The sequence below is a fragment of the Staphylococcus sp. IVB6240 genome (assembly GCF_025558425.1).
GTDB lineage: Bacteria > Bacillota > Bacilli > Staphylococcales > Staphylococcaceae > Staphylococcus.
Map to the genome: position 1 here is coordinate 1,878,054 of NZ_CP094718.1, position 21,488 is coordinate 1,899,541.

The following is a 21,488-nucleotide window of genomic DNA, read 5'->3' on the forward strand; positions in this document are numbered from 1 at the left end:
CTATGCATGTCTACCCTTATCTAACTATCATACCATTGGAAAAAGGTATATACATACAAAACCTATGATAATTATAGCACCAGGAAAGGCCAATGTTTGAATGAAACGCACTTTACGAGAGGATAACTCTGTACGTGCTAACCATGTTTCTAGTATCACACTGAATGCAATCACACTTAACATCAGAATAAGAAATACCTGAGCTCCATTTTCATAGTGTGTCAAAAATCCTGATGATAGGATGACCATCGTTACGAAGAGCATACATGTAATCATATAGCGTTGTAATACTCTAACCATCAACATCACGTCCTTTGTTATCAAATACATTGTGAGATTAAAAATGTACTTAACCTTAGTTAAATATTATTTTCGCACAACCTAATGATTTTGTAAAAGTAAACAAAAAAGTAAGCGCAGAAATCTTATAAACTCAAGACTCCTGCGCCATGTTTTATCAATTATGCAAGACTACCATGTGATGTTTCTACTCGATTTTCTTGTTCTGCACGTTCTGCTCGTTTTGCCCAAAATCTTGCAAGCAATGGTCCTGTCACACAGTGTACGAAGCTAAATACGGCTCCTGATACAGCTGCAAGTGGATTGAAGTGAACAATTGCAAGGGATACAGCTAATCCAGAGTTCTGCATTCCTACTTCGATAGAAACAGCCTTTTTATCTGGATAATCTAATTTAAAGACGTTGGCTAATACGTAACCTGTCGCATATCCTAACACATTATGGAGAACGACAACTGTAAAGATTAATAATCCAGTTTCAATGATTAATTCACGACTTCCCGCAACAACTGTACCTAAGATTAATGAAATGGCTACGACTGATACAAGTGGTAATACATCTTCACTTTTTTCAGAAAAGCCTCTGAAGAATCTTTGTACAACTAAACCGATTAAGATTGGGACTAACACGACTTGTGTGACTGACATGAACATACTTGCGAATGAAACTTCCATCCATTCTCTTGCAAATAAATACATAAAGCTTGGTGTTAATACAGGTGCTAACATTGTAGATACTGAAGTGATCGTAACAGATAATGCAACATTGGCTTTTGCGATATAGCTCATTACATTACTTGTCGTACCTCCAGGGCAACATCCAACAAGGATAACACCGATTGCGATATCTGGTGGTAATTGAAAGGCTTTTGCAATTAAATACGCTAACACTGGCATGACTATATATTGTAAAGCAACCCCTATCAAGACGGGTTTCGGATATTTAAAGATTAATTTGAAATCACTTACCTTAATTGTTAAACCCATCCCTAACATAACAATACCTAATAAGTAAGGAATAATTGCCCCCAGTCCTGAAAATAGACTTGGCATTGTGAATGCAATCACACTAACCAGCAAGACCCATAATAAAAATGTTTTTGATGCAAAATGGCCGATACGCTGTAACATTGGCAACACTCCTTAATTTCTTTTCTTAATTGTTTTAATAGTCAGAATATTAGCATAATAAATCACCTTCGACAACCTTATTCCCAATATTTTTCTAGCACTTTTACACTTTTAAGTATTTTCCACTCTTAAATTCCAAACATAGTCATCAGATTTACTACTGAAGTCCTACTGAATTCAATGTATCTGCATGCTAAAATATAAACAATAAATACTTTCAAATGAGGCCTATAAACAATGATTGATAAAATAGAATCTTATACACTGAACATCAACCACCTTGACCGTCGTGCAGAGCGCCGTCGTTTAAGTAAATTACTGGAAAACATTACATTTCAAGCACCTGTTCAATATCAATTCATAAAATTAAAACAATGCTACTTCCTACGTATTCATCTACCAAAACAAGTACTCCCTTATTTTGTTGGTTTACTAAGCTTTCATAACTTTTCTATTTATCAACTTGTTCTTACACAAGAGGCACACACTTTAACACCTATTCAACACCTCTCACAGAATGAACAACATTATGAGCTGATGATTGATGGCCTGACAGATCCGTTCATTAAAGATAAAGTGATTGATGTGTTATCAAACTTTCCATCAGAACATATCCTATACAGTTTTTCACGCCAGCGTTTAAGAGTGTCAACAACACCAACAGGCATGATGACATTGATTCGTACACTTGCTACAAGACATATTGACATTTACTATGCCAGCCTACCACAACGTGCACATCATCAATCCCATATATCTTAAAAAAGCACCTCGGCCGTTAGTTTGGGCCAAGGTGCTTAAATATTAGTCATTGTCACGTTCTAAATATGCTTGTAATGTATCGAACATTAATTCAAAAGCATGTGCTGTATGGTCGTGATATGCTTTCTTTTCCTGCTTGTAAACGAGATTAGACATATGGCGTGGTTTTTCAAACACAGTCTGATAACGGAAAGTCATCTGTGTAATACCCGGACTGCGTTCTTCAAAATGAACATCAATGAAGTCTGATTCTTCACTGACTGCTGGCATTTGTATTGTCAATTGAACATGTTCATGAGGGATGAGTTGCTCAAATGTTCCTTTGACGACACGTTCCTTGTCTCGTACTCTATCTCGAATTTCGTATGTGCCACCCTCTACCGCATCACTGTGGATGGCTGTATTGGTCGTTGGTGAAGTCATCCACCAATTTTTCATGTGGACAGGTACGATCCATGCCTGATACGCATTTTCCGGTGTCGTCTTCATCAAACGTACAAGCTCTACTTCAACGGCTTCATTTTGCATCATTTCACTTCCATTCTTACTTTGGATGTTCTATTAATTCTATTGTACTGTATTTTATACATTTGCCCAATCATTTCACTAGTTGCCTATTGAGCTGATTTATCGGGACGTGACTTTAAGCGGGGTAAGTTAAAAACAATCGCCACAAGACCACATATTGCTAACATCATTGGATAAACGGAATACGGTAGCAACATAATCGGAGAAATCCCTGCAACACCAGCTGCAGCAATTAACTGTGGACTGTACGGTAAAATTCCTTGAAAAGCACTCCCAAATATATCTAAAATACTCGCTGATTTACGTGGATCAATCTCATATTCATCAGCAATATCTTTAGCAAGAGGGCCTGCCATGATAATCGAAATCGTATTGTTCGCTGTAGCAATATCAGCCATACTCACTAATCCTGCAATTCCGAGTTCTGCACCACGTCGTGAATGAATACGTCGTTTTACATAATTTAGAAGCCACGTCACACCACCATAGTGTTCAACTAAGCCAATCATTCCACCAATAAGCAATGCGATCATTGCAATATCTTCCATCGCAATAACACCTTCTGATGCAGCAGTTAAAAAACCTTTCATGCCAAACGAACCATCAATCCAGCCAATGATCCCTGATAGTAAAATACCCCCCATCAAGACAATCACAACATTTACACCAACGATTGCCAATATCAGTACAAATAAATATGGAATCACTTTTATCATGTCATAATCGTAGTTCGCTGATTGATCAACTTGATTACCATGTGTCAACCACCATAAAATGACAAGTGTTACCAAAGCGCCTGGTACAACAATTCTGAAGTTCACTTTAAATTTATCAGCCATGCGTGTATTCTGTGTACGGACAGCCGCAATCGTAGTATCAGAAATCATTGATAAATTATCACCAAACATCGCACCACCCACCACTGTTGCCATGGCAAGTGCTGCCGGAATATCTGTTGCCTCGCTAATGCCAAAACCAACAGGTGCAATCGCTGCCACTGTTCCGACAGATGTTCCCATTGAAATAGATATAAACATACATATAATAAAAATGCCTACAATCAAGTAGTGTTGTGGAATAAGGGATAGTCCTAAATTAACGATCGATGAAACACCACCCATTGCTTCAGCTGTTTGTGAAAAAGCGCCTGCCAAAACGAATACCAACATCATTAAAATGATATTCGGGTGTCCTGCTTTTCTCGCAAACACTTCCACTTTGTGTGTGAATTTTTCTTTTGGATTGATGAGTAGTGCGACAATCACACCAATCAGTGCTGCTACATTAAGGGGTAAAAATGTAAAATCTTTTGTGAGAATACCTGCACCTAAAAATAGTCCAATAAAGACGACTAGAGGGATGAGGGCCCACGCACTTTCTCTTTCTTCTCTTTGCATTGTTGAAACTCCTTCATAAAATAAGCAAGGGGTACGTCTTACCAACGTGACCCCATCGCTGTTTTGCTCTATTATAATCTAACAGGCTGTGATGATATCCATATGAATAACATCACGCTATTAGACGTTTGATTACACTCTTTCAAATAGACGCTCTACAAAGTTTACAAAATAATATGGTACTTTGTCGAGTATTGCTTCATTTGGATTGTATTGTGGATGATGTAATGGATACACACTATCTGAACCAATCATCGCAAAATGAACGGGTGCGATTTGTTGATAGCTCGCAAAATCTTCCCCAATCATTTGTGCACGCGGTTGCTCTTGCACATCATATCCAGTTTCTTCAGCTATTTGACAAGCAAGTGTTTGTAATTCTGCATCATTATAAACACCATCAGTTAATCGTTGATAATCGAGTACAACATCAGCTTGATACTGTAATGCCAGCCCATCGCATAATTGTTGCATACGTGTTTCTACCAGATCACGCACTTCTGGTGTCAGTGTTCGCACGGTTCCTTCAATCATACCTTGACTTGGAATTACGTTCCATGTTTCACCACTGTGTACTTGGCCAATCGTCACAACTGCTTCTTCATAAGGTGCTACATTTCGACTGACAATCGTTTGAATACCGCTGATGAGCTGACTCAGAATAATATGTGGGTCTACTCCGTCTTGAGGCATAGCTGCATGCGCACCCACACCTGTCACATCAATTTTGAAGCGGTCTACGTTGGCTGTGATATAACCTGTTTTTGCTCGCCATGCTCCAACTGGCAGTGTCGGATCATTGTGAAAACCAACAATTGCTTTTGCACCATCTAACATCCCTGTTTTAACAATAGCATCTGCGCCTTGACTTACTTCTTCAGCCGCTTGAAAAATAAAGCGTACACGTCCCGGTAAGTCTGCCTCACGTTCTTTCAATAGGATAGCTGTTCCGAGAATCGCTGCCATGTGGATATCATGACCACAAGCATGCATCACACCTTTATTTTCTGATGCGTATGATAAACCTGTTTGTTCAAAGATTGGTAACGCATCAATATCTGAACGGACAGCAATGAATGGTTCACCTTGTCCAATTTCTGCAATCAAACCTGTTTCAAGTGGTGTTTCTAATATATTTATTTCATGATCTTGTAATATTTTACGCAATCGTCGTGTTGTTTCAACCTCTGTATGTGCATATTCTGGTGCTTGATGAAATGCACGTCTCCAAGCAATCAATTGTTCTGTTAATTCTGCCATACTTTTTCAACTCCCTTATATAAATAATAACAAGCTGTTCCAGCAAGTACGCCCAAAGCTAAGTTTTTGGTATAAATGGTTAGACCAACTGTTAACAACATAATCATAAAATCTGCATAGCGTCTTTTAACAATTAATATTTTCGTTTTTGGATCGAATGCTTTTAGTGCGATTTTAATCAATACTGTCGCTAATACGACCATTGGAATTTGACCCACGATAGGCCCTAGCACAAATACAAATAAGCCCATCACAACACCAATGACCAACATAGATAATCTTGAAGTAGCACCACTGAAATAAACGAACTTGGACTGTCCTACAAGACCACTTCCTGCCAAACCACCGAATAAACCAATCAGTAAGTTTGAAACACCTTGACCACGTGATTCTTTATCTTTATCACTGGGTGTTTGTGTCAAATCATCCATCATTTGTGCAATCAGACTTGTTTGAATGGTTGCAACTGTTGCCAACATCAAACCAAACACCACGACTTGCAAAATCGTATCCATTTGCCAATCGAGATGCGGCAATTGCATACTTGGAATTTTCACATGAATATCTGCATAATCAGACACATGTTTTAAATCGGCATGCGTGAAAAAGGATACACAAGTAAAAACGATAATGGATAATAAAGCAGCAGGTATTTTAGTCGTCCATCTTGGCACGAGCCAAATCACCAATAAACTTAAAATCGCATATATGTAAGTCGTCAAATTATGACCAAAAATATGTTTGAGTTGTGCTGCAAATAGTAAATAACAAAGTGCATTCATAAAGCCAATAACAACAGGTACTGGAATCAATTTAATTACTTTAGATACATGACAGTAACCAAATATGATCTGTATGACTCCCATGACAATAATTGAAGCGGCTAACATATCTAAGCTATATGACGCGGTAATCATAACAACAATGAGAGATACACCACTACTTGGTGCCGATACCATGAGTGTCCGTGCCCCTAAAAAACTAATGTACACCATCATCATTGATGTACTAATCATACTCGTTGTCGGGCTAACCCCAGCGATAAAACTATATGCTATGGCACCTGGTAACATCGCTAAAGCTACCAGTACACCTGCAAGAATATTTTGATAGTAATTCCCTAACCATGACGCACGATAATCTTCCCACCATGCTTGCATAGATTCATCCCCTTTGTCTATCTATGTAGGTTATGTTCTATTCTATCAAATAAATGTAAAGTGTAACATATGCCTGTTTCGTAAAATAAAACACGCATGTACCCCCATCCGTACATACGTGTTTAAGTGATTTATTCTATTTTAAATTTAATTCTTTTTTCACAATCGTACGTCCTTCATGAATAACCGTATCAACATGGTTAATACCATAATGATATGGAATGTATTCATGGTTCGGTGCATGCCAAATGACAATATTCGCTTTATCGCCTGTATTAATTGTGCCGGCATCAACATCCATTGCTTTCGCCGCATTTACCGTCACTGCATTCCATACTTCATTTGGAGATAACTTTAACTTCAACGCAGCAATCGCCATCACCATTTGTAAGTTATTCGTTACACAACTACCCGGGTTGAAGTCCGTCGCAATTGCAATCGCGCCATTGTTTTCTAACATACCACGTGCATCTGCATAGTCATTTTTGCCAAGATAGAACGTTGTACCTGGTAATAATACAGCTACTGTATCTGTATCAGCTAACTTCTTCTTGTCTTCGTCACTCGCTGCAACTAAGTGGTCTGCAGAAATCGCCTCTTCATCAATGGCTAATCCCAATCCACCTAACGGATCAATCTCATCCGCATGAATTTTCACGCGGAATCCTTGTTCTTTCGCTGCTTGAATATAGCGTCTTGAATCCTCAATTGAGAAGACACCTGTTTCACAGAAAATATCTGCAAAGTCTGCTAATTCTTTCACTTCAGGTAATAAGTCAATCATTTCTTGTAAGAATGCCTCATTAGATGCCGCTTCTTTCGGTACAGCATGAGGTCCTAAAAATGTATGACGCATATCAATACCATACTTCTCTTGTAAACGGCGTGACACGTACAGTTGTTTTAACTCATTTTCTTTATCTAAACCATAACCACTCTTACTCTCAACAGCTAATACACCATGATGAATCATCGTTAATAAATCATGTTCCGCTTTTTTGAATAGTTCATCTTCCGTCGCCGTTCTTGTGGCTTCTACTGTAGATAAAATGCCACCACCACGTTCTAAAATTTCAAGGTAAGATAAGCCTTGACGTTTCAATGACATTTCATGTTCACGAGATCCGCCATGCACCAAATGTGTATGTGCATCTACAAGTGCAGGTGACACCACATGATTTGAGGCATCAATGACTTCTTGTGCTTCATACTCCTCAGTATATGGACCAGAATAGACAATTTTCCCATCTTTCACAACAACTGTGCCATTTTCAACAATATTCAATTCGTCCAGTTCTTTCCCTTTTAATGGACGATCCGTCGATTTTGGTAAAATCAATTGTTTGATATTTTGGATGATTAAATCATTCATTATTTATCCTCACCTTTACGTGTAATCATTGGCATATCAACATCTTTCTGTTTCGCAGTCTCAATGGCAATATCATAACCTGCATCTGCATGTCTCACAACACCCATACCTGGATCTGTTGTTAAGACACGTTTCAATCTACGCTCTGCACGCTCTGATCCATCAGCCACAACTACCATACCGGCATGTAATGAGTAACCCATACCCACACCACCACCGTGATGGACAGAAATCCATGAGCCGCCTGCCGCTGTATTAACTAGCGCATTTAAGATGGCCCAGTCACCTACTGCATCAGAACCATCTTTCATTGATTCCGTCTCACGGTTAGGAGATGCTACAGAACCCGCATCTAAATGGTCACGACCAATCACAATCGGTGCTGAAATCTCACCTTTACGTACAAGTTCATTCAACGCCAGTCCCATCTTGGCACGATCTACATATCCAAGCCAAGCAATTCGTGATGGCAAGCCTTGGAACGCAATTTTTTCAGTTGCCATATCTAGCCAACGCATCAGTTTTTCATCTTCTGGGAATAACTCACGCATCAATTCATCTGCACGTTCGATATCTTTTGGATCACCTGATAACGCAGCAAAACGGAAAGGTCCTTTCCCTTCACAGAAAAGTGGACGAATATATGCTGGTACAAAACCAGGGAAGTCAAAAGCATTTTCTAATCCTTCATCAAAGGCTACTTGGCGAATGTTATTACCATAATCAAATGCCACGGCACCTTGTTTTTGGAATGCTAACATGGCTTCCACATGTTTTTTCATCGATTGTTTAGATAATGTCACATAACGATCTGGGTCTGACTCACGCAACGTATTTGCTTCTTCTAACGTATATCCTTCAGGCACATAGCCATTCAATGGATCGTGTGCAGAAGTTTGGTCCGTTACAATATTAATCTTGAAGCCACGTTTTAAAATTTCGTGATGTACTTCTGCCGCATTCCCCACTAAACCAATGGCAATGGCTTCTCCTTTTTCTTTTGCTTCTTGTGCACGTTCTAGTGCTTCATCTAATGAGTAAGTAATCATGTCACAATAACGTGTCTCAATACGTTTTTCAATGCGTGATGGATCCACATCTACACCAATAACAACCCCTTCATTCATTGTAACTGCCAGTGGTTGTGCACCACCCATACCACCAAGGCCGGCTGTTAAAGTAATAGTTCCTTTTAATGAACCGTCAAAGTGTTGATTTGCTAACTCAGCAAATGTTTCGTACGTTCCTTGTACAATCCCTTGAGATCCAATGTAAATCCAACTTCCAGCTGTCATTTGACCATACATCATTAAGCCTTTACGGTCTAATTCATGGAAATGTTCCCAGTTTGCCCATTTAGGCACGAGTACAGAGTTAGAAAGTAACACACGTGGCGCTTCTTCATGCGTCTTAAAGACAGCCACTGGTTTCCCAGATTGTACGAGCATTGTCTCATCACTTTCTAAGCGGCGCAATGTTTCAACAATCGCATCGAATGATTCCCAGTTACGTGCCGCTTTACCAATTCCCCCATACACGACAAGTTTATCTGGATGTTCTGCTACCTCGGGATCTAAGTTATTGTATAACATGCGTAATACCGCTTCTTGTTCCCATCCTTTACATTCAATATCTATCCCTTTTTTCGCTTTAATTTCTCTAGACATATAACATCTCTCCTTTGTTTTAGAAAATCAATAAACTGATTGGAATCGCAATTAATAATGTCAGTACCACAAGAATAAACCAGATTGCCACAAGTTTCCAAACAGGAATTTTAATCTCAGTGGCTAAAATACATGGCACCAGTGCTGAGAAGAAAATAATGGCAGAAACACTTGTGATTGCGACAACAAATCTAACTTCCAACGCTGCTTTAGCGGCAATTAACGATGGCAGAAACATTTCAATAATCGATATGGCTGATGCTTTTGCCAATAACGCTTGGTCTGGTATCGGAAACAGATAAACAATTGGATAAAAAATATAGCTTAACCAATCAATCACGGGTGTATAATCAGCTAGTAATAATCCGATAAACCCAATGGATAGAATGGACGGCAATATCGCAATCGTCATCTCTAAACCATCTTTAATATTCACCCATATATTTTTTAATAATGGGAGTGATTGATGAGATTGTTTCTTAGCTTCTTGCCATGCTGCTACAAAACGGCTCCCAACCACTTCTTCTTCCTGTTCTCCTTGCTGACCTTCATAATATGCTTCCGACTCTCTAGAAATCGGTGGTAAATGTGCAGAAATAGCTGTCACTATAAATGTAATAATCAAACACAACCAGAAATACAAGTTCCAGTGATTCATTAAATCAAGCGCACGCGCCACAATGACCATGAATGTTGCTGATACCGTTGAAAAACCAGTCGCAATAATGACTGCTTCCTTTTTGTTGTACATCCCATCTTTGTATACACGATTCGTAATTAATAACCCTAAAGAGTAACTCCCTACGAATGACGCTACGGCATCAATCGCTGACTTACCAGGTGTTTTAAAAATAGGTCGCATAATCGGTTGCATAAGTACGCCGATAAATTCTAATAAGCCATAACCAACAAGTAATGAAAGCGCCACGGCACCAATTGGAATTAACACACTCAGTGGCATCATTAATTTATCGAATAAGAATGGGCCATAATTTTCATTAAATAAAATAGCAGGTCCAATCTTAAAGACGTACATCACACCAATGATGGCACCTAAGACTTTGAATACGACAAGTACAGCATCCGTGACTGACTTTTGATAATCTTTTCTTTTTAATGGAAGCAATGCACCTACCAGTATCATGAATAGGGCTAAGTATGGCATCGCATTCCCCATCAATGCTCTAAAACTCAAATGGGCATGATCCACAAGAATCGTTTCATTGCCCCCTAATTGTATTGGGATAAAAAAGCAGATAATCCCCAATCCGCTATACACCCAAAACTGCCACATTTGTTTCCCCTTTATGCCTTCTTTCTGTGACTGTCGTTGGTGTTTATTCATCACATCACCCCTTTGTATATTCTCTTTGTGACTTCAAGCACCTAATCATTCTGTCCTCCTTATGTTCAAAATAATCTGACTTTAGTATCTACATATTTTCTTTTTAATGCTTTTGGCTGTTATACGACATATTTTTGTCCTCACTCACATTGTAATATGCTATTCTATAAATAACTAATATCAATAAACTAATTATTAATAGCTTCAAACTATAAATAGGAGGTTGCACATGAAAATATTACAGTTGGAATACTTTATTGAAGTCGTCAACCGCAATAGTTTTACCAAAGCTGCACAAGCATTACACATCAGTCAGCCTTCACTCACGACCACCATTAAAAAAATGGAACAAGATTTAGGTTATCAATTGTTAAAACGCAGTACGAAAGAAATTACAATTACTGAAAAGGGGATTCAGTTCTACAATCATGCAGTGAATCTCGTACAACAATATCATCAAACGATGGAACGGATGTATGACTTAAAATTAAGCCAAACACCTAAGATTAAAATGTCTATTATTGAATCGACTGCTTATTGGGTTTCCATGGTAGTCCAACGACATCATCAAAAGCATCCAGATCAACATTACCAAATCACTGAAATTCTGAATCCTGAAGTATTAGCACAGAAGTTAACTAATTTCGAATTACATCTCGGTATCTCGAATGATCAAATTCGCCATGAAGATGTCGTATCGATTCCATTGTATGAAGAAGATTATGTATTATTGGCACCTAACGATCGATTCCCAGAAAAAAGTTCTATTTCTATCAAAAAACTTCCACTGATTTTGCCTAACAGACCTTATCAAGTACGCAAACACATTGATGATTACTTTACACATTTGGAAGAACGACCAAATATTGTAATGGAAGTGGAACGTTTTGAAGCGGCGACAAACTTCGTACATCAAGATATGGGATATGCCGTTATTCCAAGAGTTTACTATCAATCACACCGTACGCAACACTTGAGTGCTATCAAAATTCGCCCCACTATCAAACGTACGATCTATATTAACTATGCACGTCATCGTCAATATAGTGCACATGTCAGGGACCTCGTCACAGCCTGCCAAAATTATTGGGGAAATTTATAATATAAACAGAAACACAGATACCTTGGAAAGAGGCATCTGTGTTTCTTGCTAGTCATGTATTAAATACGTCAACATATGTGCAATCAACTTAGCTGTTCGGTTATCAATATCATATGTTGGATTCATCTCTGCAATACTTAATGATGTCACCTTATCTGATTGTAAAATACGTTTGGCTAATTCTAAGACAACACCTGGCATTAAACCTAAGACTGCCGGCGCACTGACTCCAGGCGCGTAGGCACTATCAATCACATCCATACAAATTGTAAATAAAATCACATCATGTTCATGTATAAAGTTCTCAATTTTATTTCGTAAACGTGGATCAATACGTCCTTTTAGCTCATCAGCAAGTACATATTCTGTTTGACTTTCATCTGCATAATCAAACAAGCTTTGCGTGTTTCCCGCACGTTGAATACCCAAGACAAAATAATCCAGTTGCTCATCTTGCTCTAACATCTGACGAAAACTTGTACCAGATGTCGAATATTCTGCTTCTCTATTATCAAAATGTGCATCGATATTGATCACACCAATTGATTTTCCAGGATTCGCCGCACGTACTCCCAAATATTGGGCATATGCAATATCATGCCCACCCCCTAATAAAAAAGTACGCGAATGATGTTTTAATAGCTTTGAGACATACTCTCCAAATGCTTGTTGTGTTTCATACAAAGTCTCTGCTTCATGAGAGACGTTTCCATAATCTGTAATAGATATCTCTGACATGGTTGGTAATCCTGAAAATGAACGGCGAATGGCATCAGGACCCTCCTTTGCACCTGGTCGACCTTTGTTTAATTTAACCCCTTCATCGATAGCATATCCAAGTAATGCTACCCCATTATTCGATTGAATATCTGATGACAAGTCACCAAATGTAACTGTTTGAAAATGGCGAAGCGCTGTGCGATCTATTTCGCTATCTAAACGACCTGTCCATATCGTTTGATCTGGTTGTTGATACATGTTTTATCCCCCCTCTTTTTTCTCACTTCTAGTATACGTGTCTTGAGGTACTCATTTCAATGTCATCATTTTTTAGTTTCTGTATTCTATCTATTCATTTTGTTAATAAATTGTATATCAACCTGACTACCATTTCATTACAATTAGATGATAAATATTATGAAACAATTTATTTATTGTTTCGTTATGGTTATAATGGTGCATAGATTATTATCGAGAAATGATTGGCTTTGTCGTATACTATTTATAAAATTTGATGTTATTTTTGAAGGTGCGTACACCATTGTTCATACCTCACCATCGTAACGACAAAACTGTTTTAAAAATGCCTAATCTATGACATCATGACTCGTTCTTATCAATATGAGTGAACCTTTAAACGGAGGATTAAATATGAATCAATCGCGTATTTCAGGCTTCCAGTGGGCAATGTCTATTTTCCTATTTTTTGTATTAGCCTACGCAAGTCCACTGATTTTACAAGACTTCCAAAAAGCGTCCGGCTTTAAGCCATTCGTATTTGCGCTTAACAGCTTAGGTCCTTTTATCGCAGCCATTGTCTGCCTACTTATTTTCAAACATAAACGCGAACAATTATTCGGGTTTAAAATAACAATTAATTTTAAAGTAATCGAACGACTATTGCTCGCTATTACGATTCCTTTAGTTATTTTTATTATCGGCATGTACGCATTCAATACCTATGCAGATAGTTTCATTCTCTTACAAGCCGAAGATTTATCAGAAACAATTTGGACAATTTTAATTGGTCATTTAGTAATGGCATTTTTTATTGAATTTGGATTCCGTATCTACTTATTTAACTTAGTGGAATCAAAAATGCCTCACTTCTTTGCTAATGTTTTTGTCAGTATTTTATATTTAATTTGGGAAGTGAATACTGCTTTTGGTATGCCTTACACCATGTATAGTGCCATTTATGTCTTCTCATTTTCAATGATTATTGGCGAATTGATCCGTGGTACAGGTGGGCGTGCGATTTATATCGTAACGATCTTCCATGCAGCAATGAGCTTTGCAAAAATCTTCTTCTTCAGTGAAGAGCTCGGTGATGTATTCTCAATGAAAGTACTTGCCTATGCAACAGGTGGGATTGCTGTCGTTGTTGTGACACTTGGTGTATTATTCAGTATCTTTAATTTCTTCCGCCGTCGACGTCAAGCAGCTAAAGCGGAAAAGACATCTGAGACACCCGTTACAACGAAAGAAGACGTTCAGACATCAAAACCTGAAACAACAGATGTTCAAGATATCGAAACAAATTCAAATGAAACAACAAACAAGACAACATAATATGTAAAAATGAAAAAGAAGGAACTGAGCACTATGTCTCAATTCCTTCTTTCTCATTTATCGTTGTAATATTTTTACACCGAGTTGCGTTCCAACAATCGCTTCAGTTGCTAAATCTAAGAAATAGCCCGTTTCTAAAACACCTGTTAAGTGGATCAAGAATTCATGAAATTCATATGGATCTACTTTTTCTGTTAAATGAACATCTAATATATAATTGCCATTATCCGTAATGAGCGGTTGTTCATCTGCCATACGTAGAGAGACTTCTCCTTTGATGTAACCTTCAATGTGACGCATGACGAGACGCCAATTAAAACAATCAACTTCAACAGGTAATTTGAACGTTTGGCCAAGATAATCTACAATTTTTGTTTCATCTGCAAGCACAACAAACTGCTCAGCCATTTCATCAATGACTTTTTCACGGAACAGTGCTGCGCCGCCACCTTTGATTAAGTTTAATTGCGGATCAATCTCATCCGCCCCATCAATAGCGAGGTCAATATGTGTCGCATCATTCACATGTATCACAGGGATATTTAAAGCTGTCGCCTGTGATTCTGTTCTTTTAGATGTACAAACACCCGTCAACTTGTAACCTTTGTCATTAACAAGTTTTCCAATTCCCGGTACAAGTAGCTCAATTGTACTACCCGTACCAATCCCAAGTACCATACCATCTTCAATACGCGAAACTGCTTCTTCCAATGTCATTAACTTTAATTGTTTTGTATCCATGACACCCTCCTGTTTATTTGAATAAAAGGCGTGGCATAGTAACGAATGAACCGAATATGGCTACCCATTCAACTACCACTTTCTTCAATCATATTAATAGATTTAGACTATCGTAAAGTCCAACGCAAATGAACAATCACTGACCTTCACGCTTCATATCACCGACACACGTTTATTTCTATGACGATGATTCTTCTTCATATATAAATACGCTTTCTACAGGTTCTTTAAAAGTTCGTGCAATTTTTATCGCTGTCACAATAGATGGCTCAAAGACATTGCGTTCTATTAATGAGATCGTTTGACGAGAAACGCCTACTTTTTGCGCAAGTTGTGTCTGATTATAGCCATCCCTCGCTCGCAATTCTTTAAGTCTGTTACGCATCTATGTCACCTCTTTCTAGGTAAATCCTATTCCCTTTTCTAAATTAACTACTATGACTTCGCTACAAGCTGATAAGATGTTTTTGAATAAAAAGGCGTATGTGCACGTAAAAGTGAAACAGCTTCCTCTCCAAATATATTGATATCATTCGGTAAGCTTTGTGTTTCAATCGTAATACCGGAATGCGATTTATATATATTCATTGAGCTGTCCCAAGTAGTCGGATCATTGAACGTGTATAGTACCATTTGTGGCATATCTGTTTTCACATGTAATTCACAATCTTGATTAGCTACAACCAGTTCACCTTGATGTACCTCAAACGGATGGTCCAAACCGCCTACCTTCGCAACTTGTTCAGCAAGTAAGGCGTCTTCCGCACTAAATATTGAATCCAGTGAAATAGGTTCTGCACCAAACTGTTGTTTCAGGTCAATGACCTCTCGATTTGGCATACCGACTTCATCTAATGGAAACATCTGCAACTTTTCACTCATTAACGTATGATTGTCCACCACATTATTATCTCTATTCAAGTTGAAATAGACATGATTTGTTGGATTAAACAACGTATCTTCCGTTGATTCTGCAAAATATTCAATCGTCCATGTATCCGTTGTGTCATATGTATACACAATTTTCACATCAATATCACCCGGGAAATGATCTCTCATACTTTGTAATTTTGCAGTAAAAATCACTTGTACTTGATCATCATCTTCATGAACGTCATATTCAAAAAGATGTTGCCAAAGCCCTTCACTGCCTCCATGCAGATGATGCGGTGTATCATTTTGTTCCACACAATATTGTGTATCATTCAACGTAAATTGCCCATTTTCAATACGTCCTGCATATCGGCCAACTGTTGCACCAAAAAAGAAAGGATGACTTGGATAAAACTGATCCGCTTCAACAGCATTGCCTAATACAATATTATTATCGTCTACCTTCCAACTTACAATACTCGCACCATAGTTAGAAAAGGTCACTTTTGTTCTTTGTGTACTAATTTTAATTAATTCTATTCCGTTCGTTTGTTGTTCAATAATTACATGCATTCTGCCTCGTGCTCCTTTTTGCTCCTCAGCCCCTCGATGGCAAAACCATCACTAGTACACCAATGACACAGATGATGCCACCAATGATGTCAAACTTATCAGGTGGTTCTTTGTCAATCCAATACGCCCACATCAGGCTTAATACGATAAACACACCACCATATGCTGCATAAACACGACCGAATGTTGGAAAAGTTTGCAGTGTTGCAACAATGCCATATAGGATTAATGCAACGCCCCCCAAGAAACCTAACCACATCGGTTTATCCGCACGCAGCCATAACCATATGAGATAACCACCACCAATTTCGCATAAGCCCGCTAAAATAAATATCGCTGTTGCATATACAAAATTCATCTCATCACCTCATATTCTTTATCCCTATTATATCAGCTTCTATAGATTTGTAATATCCTGAAATAACTCAAAGTCGATGATAAAGTATGATTAATATGAGACCGTCTTAAGAAGTCCCTATAATGAACAATCAATTTTGTCACATCATAGGGACCTTGGATTTTGAAACATGATTCATCTCTTTATCCGATATCGACTTCTGCTGTTTTATGATTTAGACGTTTCTTTTTGGAAGACACGTTTGAATGAGGCAACGATACCTTTTTCAAATGTTAATACCGCATTTTTATATGTTTTCGCAGCAAGCCATGCAAGAACAACAATTAATACGATATGAATCACAATTGCAATGATGCCTTCCATCGTTGGTGTGCCTGGTAGTGATAACCTCGTTAACGTCACAAATGGCGAGAAGAATGGTACATAGCTTAATATGCGTACAATGATATGTTCTGGATTCATTGCACCGAAAGTCCCCGCATAAAATGCACCAATCATTAAGAGTGTTACCGGCATTAATGATTGCGAAATATCTTCAATACGTGCTGTCATATTACCCAGTATCGCAGCCAATATGATGAATGAGATGATACTGATGATAAAGAAGGCAATACCAAATGTTAACAAGCGTTTTAAATGGGCTGTCCATTCAAAATCAATTTTACCCAGTTTTTCACTTAAGTTAAATGCATAATAGCTCACAATCCCTGTTACGATGATAACAAGCAATTGCGTTAAAGAAACTGCAATCACACTTAACACTTTTGCAGCAATATGGACCACTGGTTTCACACTTGTAATAATCATTTCAGATACACGCGATGTCTTCTCAGTTGCTACTTCCATTGCCACTTGGTTCGCGTAGTTTACGACAATAAAGAACATTAATACATTCAAGATACTTACCATCACACTAGATATAACTTCTTCCATTTCTGATACGTCTTGATCCCCATCTTTTCCACTTTCACCTATCATCTTATCGGTCACTTGAGTTTCAGCTTGTAACTGTTGTAACTCTGTTGGTGATAAATCTAATCCTTGTGCCACCATACTTTTTTGAATTTGAGAGAGCGTCGCTTGCCATGTCGCTTTATATTTATCAGAGACATGTTCCGTATCAATAATTGTTCCTTTTAACTGCTTTTGCTCAGTTTGTGTCACTTCCACAACATAGTCCACTTTATCTTTTTTCAATGCCTTCGTTGCTTGTTCTTTAGACAAATGTTGATATTCTATATTTTTATCGATGAGCTTTCCTTGTGCACGAATCGCGTCATACACACTATCATTTTGTGTCACAATCGCCACTTGTTCTCCATGATCATCGCCATTAAACAAGCCCATAATCTTATCAATATTCGCACCACCGACAATCAATAACATCATCAGAAGTGTCGTTATAATGAAAGACTTTGCTTTGATTTTATTTGCATATGTGAGTCGGAAAGTTGCCAAAAATTTAGACATGTTGCTCACCTACCTTTTGAATAAATATTTCATTGATTGTTGGCTCTAATACTTGGAAGCGACGAACAAATCCATGCTGTTGCACATATGTAAACAAGGATTCTGCTACAGCGACATCATCAATCGTTAAATGGATTGTTTCGCCCAGTTGTTCATACTTCACAACACCAGGCCATGTCGCTAGCTCCGTTAAATCATAATCCGCTTCAATCGCGACACGTTTATAACCAAATGCTTCTTTCACTTCATGTATCGGTCCTTGAACGACCATTTTACCAGCGTTCATAATGCAGATATCATCACATAGTTCTTCTACATGTTCCATACGGTGTGAACTGAAAATAATCGTTGAACCATTCGCATTCAACTCTTTTACCGCCCCTTTTAGTAGCTCTACATTAACCGGGTCCAAACCACTAAAAGGTTCATCTAAAATAAGTAATTCTGGTTCATGTAAAATACTCGCTAATAACTGTACCTTTTGCTGATTCCCCTTTGATAAAGCTTCAATTTTCTTATTCTTATTTTCTGTAATTTCAAAGCGTGTCAGCCAAGCATCAATCGCTTTTTTAATTTCATTCGGTTTCATTCCTTTTAATGTAGCCAAATAAGTGAGTTCTTCATTCACCGTTAATTTCGGATGTAAGCCACGCTCTTCTGGTAAATACCCAATCACATCATACATATCTGACGTAATCGGTTTGCCATTATATGTAACTTCTCCTTCTGTTGGCTCCATTAACCCTAAAATCATTCGGAAGCTTGTAGTCTTACCTGCACCATTACGTCCAAGAAAACCTAACATCTTCCCTTTTTCTAATGTCAAATTGATATCATCAACAGCTGTAAAATCCCGAAACTTCTTTGATACATGTGAAATATTTAAAGACATTGTTACCCCTCCCTGTATATGATTAATTTTATTGTACATTAAAATCGTCCTTTTGACAAATTCATTTGTCGAAAGGACAGTTTTTACTTATCTTTATACGTACGATCAATTTTCTTTTTCCCAAGAATATAGATAGCAACACCACTCAATACAGCGCAAATGACCCATACTGAAAAGATAAAAATAATACGCCCCATTGATGGTGGTTCTGCTTCTAGCGCAAAACGAAGCGCTACATTCACTACAATAGATGTTGCAAACATGGCCGCTCCAAACAATACAGCACTACGACGTAACTGACTGATCATTTGTTCATAACTTTGTGCATCATCCACTTCTGTTCGATTTGCACGATATTTTTTCAAATTGAGCTCTATCCATAATGACAATCCAATAAATAACAACAATCCCAATACTTCTATCACAAATACTTGTTGCAAGAAAATCTTTATCCAAATAGAGATGTTAAGAAGAATAATGAGTCCCCAGAAAAACCAGACAAAGTTTCCTGCTTGCACATGTCGAGAATGTTGGATTTCATACTCATCTTTAACTTGTTCACCATTAAATGTATTTAACAATTCTTGTTTAAACCTCATCGTCCTCATCCTCTCTCACTTGAACTCGATTTTTTATTGAAGAAGCCAATATAATATTGGGGACAATCAATAAAAGTACGTAAATTGATTCAGTGCTGTGCCAATATGGCAATTGTCCCGTTAATATAGGTGCTATTACATTCAGAGAAATAATTAAATACAGCAATAATAAAATCATATAAATAAAGTATTTTCGCTTCAAATGACGTTTCAATCGTTGTGCCTCTTCCTCTGTATCAACATAGTATTTATGATCTGTATAGTCTTTCAACAATGTCAGACTACGCATCCCAATAACTATCAATAATATAGGGCCTCCAATTGTGAAAGCGGAAATTTGATTTGTCTCCATATCAATCGTAAATGAAAGTAGGGTTAACAGTCCTAAGCCAACCATTCCGATAATATTAGCCAATGCGAGTGTTTCATCAATTTTACTTTTTTGATATTCATCTGGTTCTGATGTCAAACCTGCAAATTTTTTATACATACCCATATTATCTCTCCTCCCAGAATAAGTCGTTTAACGTCACATCTAATGTTTCCGCAATTCGAATACATAAGTTCAAGGTTGGATTATATTTATCGTTCTCAATCATATTAATCGTTTGTCGCGATACACCTACACGCCGTGCGAGTTCCAACTGAGATACGCCCTTTGCCACACGATATGCTTTTACTCTATTCACTTGTGTCATGATGACCTCCCAATTCTGTTATAAACAATGAGTAAAATACTTCCCTTGTGTCAAATATACCCGACATTCACCATTTATGTCAAATATACCCGACACACCAAACCAAAAAAACAGGCCAAACACTACATTTAAAATCTGCTGTAGCGGGCCTGAAATCTAATAAACTTATTTTAATATTTATATGGGTCATCTTGTTTTTTTCTATATTGTTCTTCTAAATCATCCAAATCAGATAATGCTTTACTCTCTTCTGTTACAGAAGTTTCGCTTTTTACTTGTGTTTGCGGAACATGTTGCTGATTTGGTTGTTCTGTATATTTCGGTGAAGGGCCATATTGATTCGTTTCTTCTTTACTATCTAATAGTGTAAAAATGAAAATAATCAGCTGTACAATTGCTATAACAATCATAATGACACCCGCAACTATAAACCAAGGTGATGAATCTGCTGAAAACATTGATGCTGATTCATCTAACGGCTTATCAGATAACAGATCCCCCGAATCAAATAGCGCAATGAAGTAGACAGTATTGTAAATGATAGATAACACAAAGCTAAAAATAGGTAAAAACATTGTCTTACTGCGATCATGAAATCGTCGTACAAGTAACGCTAAGTTAGGAATAATAACTGCAAGACTATACACGGCAATTAAAAGCCATAAAATGACTGAAATAATCGGACCAACAACCGGGACGAAAAGCGTAATAACTGCAATGACTGATGCTGAAACAGTAATCAACACATGCCATAACTGCATCCACCAATATTCACTACGTCGACTGCGCCCTTTAAAATTTACGTAGTTCGTCCAAAAAAGCTTAAATGCTTCTACAAATCCTACTTGTGGATATTCATACATGATATTTTCCTCCTTTCCTTCACATTTTAAATCTTATCATACTTTATGTAGTAGCCAATAATGAAATCGGGTATTTTAAAATAATAGGCATGATTGGTAGCATAAA

General features: G+C 37.7%; 23 protein-coding genes. 3 read left to right on the forward strand and 20 right to left on the reverse strand.

Features of this window, described 5'->3' with window-relative positions; translation table 11 throughout:
* Positions 1 to 27: 27 nt before the first annotated feature.
* Positions 28 to 300: a hypothetical protein gene (locus MUA88_RS09445; protein WP_262603905.1), complete on the reverse strand. Its 273-nt coding sequence runs from the start codon at positions 298 to 300 to the stop codon at positions 28 to 30.
* A 161-nt stretch (positions 301 to 461) separates the two neighbouring features.
* Positions 462 to 1,430, reverse strand: a complete 969-nt coding sequence (locus tag MUA88_RS09450) for a bile acid:sodium symporter family protein (protein WP_262605462.1) — start codon at positions 1,428 to 1,430, stop codon at positions 462 to 464.
* A gap of 237 nt (positions 1,431 to 1,667) precedes the next feature.
* On the opposite strand from MUA88_RS09450, the gene MUA88_RS09455 reads away from it, so the two are divergent.
* Entirely contained in the window at positions 1,668 to 2,192 is a 525-nt protein-coding gene (locus MUA88_RS09455) for a hypothetical protein (RefSeq protein WP_262603907.1), read from the forward strand.
* A gap of 42 nt (positions 2,193 to 2,234) precedes the next feature.
* On the opposite strand, the gene MUA88_RS09460 is transcribed toward MUA88_RS09455, so the two are convergent.
* The 7 genes from MUA88_RS09460 to MUA88_RS09490 all read right to left on the reverse strand — a co-directional run bounded on the left by MUA88_RS09460 (position 2,235) and on the right by MUA88_RS09490 (position 10,921).
* A complete protein-coding gene (locus tag MUA88_RS09460) occupies positions 2,235 to 2,723 on the reverse strand; it encodes an SRPBCC family protein (protein WP_346014883.1) in 489 nt (162 codons plus the stop codon).
* 83 nt (positions 2,724 to 2,806) lie between these two features.
* On the reverse strand, positions 2,807 to 4,117 hold the full coding sequence (locus MUA88_RS09465; protein ID WP_262603908.1) for a Na+/H+ antiporter NhaC family protein: 1,311 nt from the start codon (positions 4,115 to 4,117) through the stop codon (positions 2,807 to 2,809).
* 132 nt (positions 4,118 to 4,249) lie between these two features.
* Positions 4,250 to 5,377: an amidohydrolase gene (locus MUA88_RS09470; RefSeq protein WP_262605463.1), complete on the reverse strand. Its 1,128-nt coding sequence runs from the start codon at positions 5,375 to 5,377 to the stop codon at positions 4,250 to 4,252.
* Entirely contained in the window at positions 5,365 to 6,537 is a 1,173-nt protein-coding gene (locus tag MUA88_RS09475; protein ID WP_262605464.1) for a SulP family inorganic anion transporter, read from the reverse strand. The genes MUA88_RS09470 and MUA88_RS09475 overlap by 13 nt, the downstream gene beginning before the upstream one ends.
* Before the next feature lie 136 nt (positions 6,538 to 6,673).
* Positions 6,674 to 7,909, reverse strand: a complete 1,236-nt coding sequence (gene hutI, locus MUA88_RS09480; RefSeq protein WP_262603911.1) for an imidazolonepropionase — start codon at positions 7,907 to 7,909, stop codon at positions 6,674 to 6,676.
* Complete coding sequence (gene hutU, locus MUA88_RS09485) at positions 7,909 to 9,576, reverse strand: urocanate hydratase (RefSeq protein ID WP_346658229.1); 1,668 nt, start codon at positions 9,574 to 9,576, stop codon at positions 7,909 to 7,911. The genes hutI and hutU overlap by 1 nt, the downstream gene beginning before the upstream one ends.
* A 19-nt stretch (positions 9,577 to 9,595) precedes the next feature.
* Positions 9,596 to 10,921 carry a YjiH family protein gene (locus tag MUA88_RS09490; protein ID WP_262605465.1) on the reverse strand — a complete coding sequence of 442 codons (1,326 nt, stop codon included), beginning with the start codon at positions 10,919 to 10,921 and terminating at the stop codon, positions 9,596 to 9,598.
* Between the two features lie 229 nt (positions 10,922 to 11,150).
* On the opposite strand from MUA88_RS09490, the gene MUA88_RS09495 reads away from it, so the two are divergent.
* Positions 11,151 to 12,023, forward strand: a complete 873-nt coding sequence (locus MUA88_RS09495; RefSeq protein ID WP_262605466.1) for a LysR family transcriptional regulator — start codon at positions 11,151 to 11,153, stop codon at positions 12,021 to 12,023.
* Positions 12,024 to 12,071: 48 nt separating this feature from the next.
* Here the strand turns inward: MUA88_RS09495 and hutG are convergent, their stop codons facing one another.
* Positions 12,072 to 13,001 (reverse strand): formimidoylglutamase, encoded by a 930-nt coding sequence (gene hutG / locus MUA88_RS09500; protein ID WP_262603914.1) that lies wholly within the window; start codon positions 12,999 to 13,001, stop codon positions 12,072 to 12,074.
* Between the two features lie 393 nt (positions 13,002 to 13,394).
* Here hutG and sdpC point away from each other — a divergent pair, with 393 nt between their 5' ends.
* Positions 13,395 to 14,315, forward strand: a complete 921-nt coding sequence (gene sdpC / locus MUA88_RS09505) for a peptidoglycan release complex CPBP-like subunit SdpC (protein WP_262603916.1) — start codon at positions 13,395 to 13,397, stop codon at positions 14,313 to 14,315.
* A 57-nt stretch (positions 14,316 to 14,372) separates the two neighbouring features.
* On the opposite strand, the gene rpiA is transcribed toward sdpC, so the two are convergent.
* The 10 genes from rpiA to MUA88_RS09555 all read right to left on the reverse strand — a co-directional run bounded on the left by rpiA (position 14,373) and on the right by MUA88_RS09555 (position 21,382).
* Positions 14,373 to 15,056 (reverse strand): ribose 5-phosphate isomerase A, encoded by a 684-nt coding sequence (rpiA, locus tag MUA88_RS09510; RefSeq protein ID WP_262603917.1) that lies wholly within the window; start codon positions 15,054 to 15,056, stop codon positions 14,373 to 14,375.
* Between the two features lie 178 nt (positions 15,057 to 15,234).
* Entirely contained in the window at positions 15,235 to 15,441 is a 207-nt protein-coding gene (locus MUA88_RS09515) for a helix-turn-helix transcriptional regulator (protein WP_262603918.1), read from the reverse strand.
* A 50-nt stretch (positions 15,442 to 15,491) separates the two neighbouring features.
* Positions 15,492 to 16,502 carry an aldose epimerase family protein gene (locus tag MUA88_RS09520; protein ID WP_262603919.1) on the reverse strand — a complete coding sequence of 337 codons (1,011 nt, stop codon included), beginning with the start codon at positions 16,500 to 16,502 and terminating at the stop codon, positions 15,492 to 15,494.
* Between the two features lie 25 nt (positions 16,503 to 16,527).
* Positions 16,528 to 16,860, reverse strand: a complete 333-nt coding sequence (locus MUA88_RS09525) for a YnfA family protein (RefSeq protein WP_262603920.1) — start codon at positions 16,858 to 16,860, stop codon at positions 16,528 to 16,530.
* A 207-nt stretch (positions 16,861 to 17,067) separates the two neighbouring features.
* Complete coding sequence (locus tag MUA88_RS09530) at positions 17,068 to 18,330, reverse strand: ABC transporter permease (RefSeq protein ID WP_262603921.1); 1,263 nt, start codon at positions 18,328 to 18,330, stop codon at positions 17,068 to 17,070.
* Positions 18,323 to 19,222, reverse strand: a complete 900-nt coding sequence (locus MUA88_RS09535; RefSeq protein ID WP_262605467.1) for an ABC transporter ATP-binding protein — start codon at positions 19,220 to 19,222, stop codon at positions 18,323 to 18,325. The genes MUA88_RS09530 and MUA88_RS09535 overlap by 8 nt, the downstream gene beginning before the upstream one ends.
* 83 nt (positions 19,223 to 19,305) lie before the next feature.
* Positions 19,306 to 19,821: a hypothetical protein gene (locus MUA88_RS09540; protein ID WP_262603923.1), complete on the reverse strand. Its 516-nt coding sequence runs from the start codon at positions 19,819 to 19,821 to the stop codon at positions 19,306 to 19,308.
* Positions 19,811 to 20,317: a hypothetical protein gene (locus tag MUA88_RS09545; RefSeq protein ID WP_262605468.1), complete on the reverse strand. Its 507-nt coding sequence runs from the start codon at positions 20,315 to 20,317 to the stop codon at positions 19,811 to 19,813. The genes MUA88_RS09540 and MUA88_RS09545 overlap by 11 nt, the downstream gene beginning before the upstream one ends.
* Position 20,318: 1 nt before the next feature.
* Positions 20,319 to 20,519, reverse strand: a complete 201-nt coding sequence (locus tag MUA88_RS09550; protein ID WP_262603925.1) for a helix-turn-helix transcriptional regulator — start codon at positions 20,517 to 20,519, stop codon at positions 20,319 to 20,321.
* A 170-nt stretch (positions 20,520 to 20,689) separates the two neighbouring features.
* Complete coding sequence (locus MUA88_RS09555; RefSeq protein ID WP_262605469.1) at positions 20,690 to 21,382, reverse strand: DUF805 domain-containing protein; 693 nt, start codon at positions 21,380 to 21,382, stop codon at positions 20,690 to 20,692.
* Positions 21,383 to 21,488 lie beyond the last annotated feature (106 nt).

Bases quoted from the DNA above. Each gene is read 5' to 3' on its own strand.
- MUA88_RS09445 (WP_262603905.1), bottom strand. From the start codon at position 300: ATGGTTAGAGTATTACAACGCTATATGATTACATGTATGCTCTTCGTA.
- MUA88_RS09450 (WP_262605462.1), bottom strand. From the start codon at position 1,430: ATGTTACAGCGTATCGGCCATTTTGCATCAAAAACATTTTTATTATGG.
- MUA88_RS09455 (WP_262603907.1), top strand. From the start codon at position 1,668: ATGATTGATAAAATAGAATCTTATACACTGAACATCAACCACCTTGAC.
- MUA88_RS09460 (WP_346014883.1), bottom strand. From the start codon at position 2,723: ATGATGCAAAATGAAGCCGTTGAAGTAGAGCTTGTACGTTTGATGAAG.
- MUA88_RS09465 (WP_262603908.1), bottom strand. From the start codon at position 4,117: ATGCAAAGAGAAGAAAGAGAAAGTGCGTGGGCCCTCATCCCTCTAGTC.
- MUA88_RS09470 (WP_262605463.1), bottom strand. From the start codon at position 5,377: ATGGCAGAATTAACAGAACAATTGATTGCTTGGAGACGTGCATTTCAT.
- MUA88_RS09475 (WP_262605464.1), bottom strand. From the start codon at position 6,537: ATGCAAGCATGGTGGGAAGATTATCGTGCGTCATGGTTAGGGAATTAC.
- hutI (WP_262603911.1), bottom strand. From the start codon at position 7,909: ATGAATGATTTAATCATCCAAAATATCAAACAATTGATTTTACCAAAA.
- hutU (WP_346658229.1), bottom strand. From the start codon at position 9,576: ATGTCTAGAGAAATTAAAGCGAAAAAAGGGATAGATATTGAATGTAAA.
- MUA88_RS09490 (WP_262605465.1), bottom strand. From the start codon at position 10,921: ATGAATAAACACCAACGACAGTCACAGAAAGAAGGCATAAAGGGGAAA.
- MUA88_RS09495 (WP_262605466.1), top strand. From the start codon at position 11,151: ATGAAAATATTACAGTTGGAATACTTTATTGAAGTCGTCAACCGCAAT.
- hutG (WP_262603914.1), bottom strand. From the start codon at position 13,001: ATGTATCAACAACCAGATCAAACGATATGGACAGGTCGTTTAGATAGC.
- sdpC (WP_262603916.1), top strand. From the start codon at position 13,395: ATGAATCAATCGCGTATTTCAGGCTTCCAGTGGGCAATGTCTATTTTC.
- rpiA (WP_262603917.1), bottom strand. From the start codon at position 15,056: ATGGATACAAAACAATTAAAGTTAATGACATTGGAAGAAGCAGTTTCG.
- MUA88_RS09515 (WP_262603918.1), bottom strand. From the start codon at position 15,441: ATGCGTAACAGACTTAAAGAATTGCGAGCGAGGGATGGCTATAATCAG.
- MUA88_RS09520 (WP_262603919.1), bottom strand. From the start codon at position 16,502: ATGCATGTAATTATTGAACAACAAACGAACGGAATAGAATTAATTAAA.
- MUA88_RS09525 (WP_262603920.1), bottom strand. From the start codon at position 16,860: ATGAATTTTGTATATGCAACAGCGATATTTATTTTAGCGGGCTTATGC.
- MUA88_RS09530 (WP_262603921.1), bottom strand. From the start codon at position 18,330: ATGTCTAAATTTTTGGCAACTTTCCGACTCACATATGCAAATAAAATC.
- MUA88_RS09535 (WP_262605467.1), bottom strand. From the start codon at position 19,222: ATGTCTTTAAATATTTCACATGTATCAAAGAAGTTTCGGGATTTTACA.
- MUA88_RS09540 (WP_262603923.1), bottom strand. From the start codon at position 19,821: ATGAGGTTTAAACAAGAATTGTTAAATACATTTAATGGTGAACAAGTT.
- MUA88_RS09545 (WP_262605468.1), bottom strand. From the start codon at position 20,317: ATGGGTATGTATAAAAAATTTGCAGGTTTGACATCAGAACCAGATGAA.
- MUA88_RS09550 (WP_262603925.1), bottom strand. From the start codon at position 20,519: ATGACACAAGTGAATAGAGTAAAAGCATATCGTGTGGCAAAGGGCGTA.
- MUA88_RS09555 (WP_262605469.1), bottom strand. From the start codon at position 21,382: ATGTATGAATATCCACAAGTAGGATTTGTAGAAGCATTTAAGCTTTTT.